Source organism: Streptomyces bambusae, assembly GCF_019400985.1.
Lineage (GTDB): Bacteria > Actinomycetota > Actinomycetes > Streptomycetales > Streptomycetaceae > Streptomyces > Streptomyces bambusae_A.
The window spans coordinates 1-3,776 of the sequence record NZ_WTFF01000487.1 but is presented as its reverse complement, the minus strand read 5'-3'; the positions used below and the strand labels follow the sequence as shown (position 1 = coordinate 3,776).

Sequence of the window (3,776 nt, the reverse complement as noted above, 5' to 3'; positions counted from 1 at the left end):
GGGCGCGGACGGGGGCCTCGGCCAGCAGCCGCCGGGCCACCTCCCGGGCCTGGCCGGACACCGGCAGGGCGTCGGCGTGGTGCGCGCGCCCGGTCCGCGCGGCCTCCGCGAGGGAGTGGCCGAGGGCCAGGGCGAGGCGGGGATTGCCGCCGCTGGCCTGGTGGATCCGGCCGGCGAGCCGCGCGGGCAGGCCGTGCCGGACCAGCAGCTCGGCGATCTCGTCGGCGCCGAGCGGCGGTATCCGTACGCCCCGGGTGTCCGGGCCGCACAGGGATTCGGCGACCGGGGTGCCGCCCTGGGCGCACTCGGCCACGAGCAGCCGGACCCCGGGCGGGGTCAGGCGCAGGGCGAAGCGCAGCAGGTCGGTGCTCTCGGCGTCGAGCCACTGGGCGTTGTCGAGCACGATGAGCAGGGGGGCGGGGACGGCGAGGGCCCGGAGCACCTCGACGAGCGCCAGCCGCAGGGCCACGTGGTCGCGGCCGCCCCGCGGGGCGTCGGCCTCCCGGCGCAGGACGGCGATGGCGCTGCGCTGGGGCCCGGCCAGTCCGGCGATGACGGTGCAGGGCACACCGGCCAGCAGGGCCGCCGCGGAGGCCTCGGGTATCCAGCGGTCCACGGGCTCGGGAGCGAGCCGGAGCACGGTGTCGCCGCGGGCCTCGGCCGCGGCCGCGACGGCCGCGGCCACCGCGGACTTGCCCGAGCCGGCCGGTCCGGTGAGGATCGCCCGGCCCTGCGCGGTCAGCGCGCGGCCGACCGCCTCGATCAGTTCGCCGTGTCCGACGGTCGCGTCAGCGTTCCCCGTCGCCGCCACGCACAGCCACCAGCCCTTCCCGTGTCCCGTCCCTGTGCCTTTGCTGTGAGCGCGAGAATACGAGGTCGGGCGCCGGACGGACCCTGATTGTGACGCAGAAATCAGCGCGGGGGAACGCAAATACCTGCGGGCCCGCCGGTACCAGTGGTAACGACGGGCCCGCAGGCGGAGTTGGTCCGGACTTTTGGTCAGAAGGTCCGGACCTTCTGTGGGGGGTGGCGGATCAGGTGTGCATCAGGCGCGGCCTGTGCACGGGCCGGTCACGACCTCAGAAGGTGAGGCTCCAGGAGTCGATGTAGCCGGTGTCGGCGGCGGCGACGTCCTGGACGCGCAGCTGCCAGTTGCCGCTGGCGGGCCAGGCGGAGGCGTCGACCGTGTACGTGGTGATCACGTTCGCGGTGCTGTCGCCCGAGGAGTTCTGCAGCCGCTTGGTGGCGCCGTTCGGGCCGACCAGGTCGATGACCAGGTCACCGCGGTAGCTGTGCTTGATGTCGACGGACACCTTCAGCGCCGCCGGGGCGTTGCCGGTACGGCCGGAGACGGTGATCGTGGAGGACACGGCGCCGCCGTTGTCCGGGATCGCGACGTTGTTGGTGTTCTCGTAGGTCGGGGTGACCGGGCCGTTGGTGACGGCCGCGACGGTCGCGGCCGCGTCGGCGAGACCGGCGCCGCAGCCACCGGTGCAGGTGCCGGCCAGCGGGCGGGCGTTCGTCTTGATCGCCGACTCGATCTGGGCCGGGGTCAGCGAGGAGTTCGCCGACTTCAGCAGCGCGGCCAGGCCGGCGACGTGCGGGGCGGCCATGCTGGTGCCCTGGTAGGGCTTGTAGGTCTCGGCGCCCGGGGTGCTGGTGCCGGCGTTCAGCGTGGAGAGGATGCCGTTCTCGGGGGTGGTGACGGTGCCGGGCGTGTCGGTGGCGCGGCGGGTCTCACCGCCCGGGGCGGCGATGTCGATGATCGTGCCGTAGTTGGAGTAGTACGACCGGTTGCCCTCGCGGCTGCTGGCCGCCACGTTGATGACGTTGTTGCAGCTGGCCGGGGAGAATCCGGCGGCGTCCGAGTTGCTGTTGCCCGCGGCGACCACGACGGTGGTGCCCCGGCCGACGGCCGCGTTGATGGCGTTCTGGTAGCTGGTGCCGCAGGTGCCCGAGCCGCCGAGGCTCATGTTGATGACCTTGGCGGGGGTGGGGTTGGCCGGGACGCCCGGCACGGAGCCGCCCGAGGCCCAGGTGATGGCGTCGACGATGTCGGAGGTGGAGCCACCGCACTTGCCGAGCACGCGCACCGGCTGGATCTTGGCGCCGTAGGCGATGCCCGCGACACCCTTGGAGTTGTTGGTGGCGGCGGCGATGGTGCCGGCCACGTGGGTGCCGTGCCAGGAGGAGGTGCTCGCCTTCGAGCCGGTGCCGCACTCGCCGGCGGCGCTCCAGTCGCCCTCGTCCGCCGGGTTGTTGTCGCGGCCGCCGCCGTCGCGGGCGTAGGTCGAGCTGGAGATGAAGTCGTAGCCGGGCACGATGTTGGCGGCGAGGTCCGAGTGGGCCACGTAGCCGGTGTCGATGACGGCCACGGTGACGCCGGTGCCGGTGGTGGTGTCCCAGGCGGCCGGCACGTTCATACCCGCGGTGGACTCGAAGAGGTCCCACTGCTTGGTGTAATCGGTGTCGTTCGGGGTGGCCAGGGCGTAGGCGCGCGTGTCGGGCTCGACGTAGGCGACGTCCGGGTCGGCCTTGAACTGGGCCATGACCTTGGCGGCGTCGGCCGGGGCGGTGGTGCCGCCGAGGTCGACCAGGGCGGCGCCGGTGGCCAGGCGGCGCTCGAAGGCGACACCCTTGCCGGCCTTCTTGCCCTTCGCCTTGGCGTCGACGGCCGCCGCGTCGTTGGAGCTGGCCTCGGAAGCGGACGTCTTGTACCCGACGATCAGGTTCTCGACCGGCGCGGCCGGCGTCGGCACGGCCGCGGCGGGAGCCTGGTCGGCCGACGGCAGGGCCATGGCGGAGGTGACGGTACCGCCGATCAGGGCGGCGGAGATCGCCACCGCGGATATGAGCCTACGTCTGGTTGCGTGCACGTTCTTCCCTTTCGCGGCGGTTCGGGCAGGCCGGAATCGCCGGTTGGTGCGTGTGGGAGGTGGCCCGGCGGCCGCGGGGACCGGGTTGGGGCTCCGGTCTCCGCTGCGCGCCACGCTGCTGCCCGGGCCACGGCGGTGGCCGCGGGGGCAACGGCAACCGGGACCCCTTCCGGGCCGCGGTGCTGTCCCGCCTCGTGGGGGCGGCGGGTGAGCGGATGCGGCCGGAAGTGATCGCCGGTGGGCAGACAGTAGGCAAAGACGGGATGAACCCGATACGGGGAAAACCCTTGTCCCCGCCCCCCGGCCCCCCTTGCACCCCCCTCGGCACCCTCCCTCTCGGTACATCAACTTCCCAGTGAACAGGGCGAGTTGAGGATCGAGCGGGGAGCGCGGTGCCGGCTGATGATTTCACATGGCTGATACAAACTGTCCGTATTCCGGACAGGCTGTCGCGACAATGTATCAGCCACGGCACGCGATCCGGTCGGTGGCCTCGTCCCGGTTCGCGCTGCTCCGTCCGGCGTAGGTTGCGGCCGCATTCGGCGGTACCGCCGAGCCGATGATCAGTTCTTCCGCCCCGGCGCTCGATGCTGGGCTCCGGGCAGGCCGGAAGAACTGGGAGGACGGGTGGCGGCGTCGCGCGGGCAACGGACGGAACGGGCGGAACGGGCGGAACGAGGTCGACGGACGGAGGGGGTTGAGCGGACGGAGCCGACGGAGCGGACGGAGCGGGGGCGACGGAGGCGACGGGCGGAACGAGGTCAAGGGGCGGAACGGGCGGAACGGGGGCAGGCCGCGGCACAGGCCGGCGACGCGGAGCACCGGCCACCCCCGGCCGACCGCGGCGGGCGGTCGCGCCGGGCCAGGGCGCGCGGCGCGGCCGCCGCGATGGCGGTGGGC

2 protein-coding genes are annotated in these 3,776 nt (G+C 73.5%); both read right to left on the bottom strand.

The annotated features are described in order from the left end of the window. A partial coding sequence (locus GPJ59_RS34475; RefSeq protein WP_219671951.1) for an ATP-binding protein occupies positions 1 to 811 on the bottom strand: 811 nt, incomplete at its 3' end. A gap of 268 nt (positions 812 to 1,079) precedes the next feature. Next, complete coding sequence (locus GPJ59_RS34470) at positions 1,080 to 2,798, bottom strand: S8 family peptidase (protein WP_219671953.1); 1,719 nt, start codon at positions 2,796 to 2,798, stop codon at positions 1,080 to 1,082. Positions 2,799 to 3,776 lie beyond the last annotated feature (978 nt).

Coding starts and splice junctions, on each gene's coding strand:
- GPJ59_RS34470 (WP_219671953.1), bottom strand. CDS start 2,798: ATGGCCCTGCCGTCGGCCGACCAGGCTCCCGCCGCGGCCGTGCCGACG.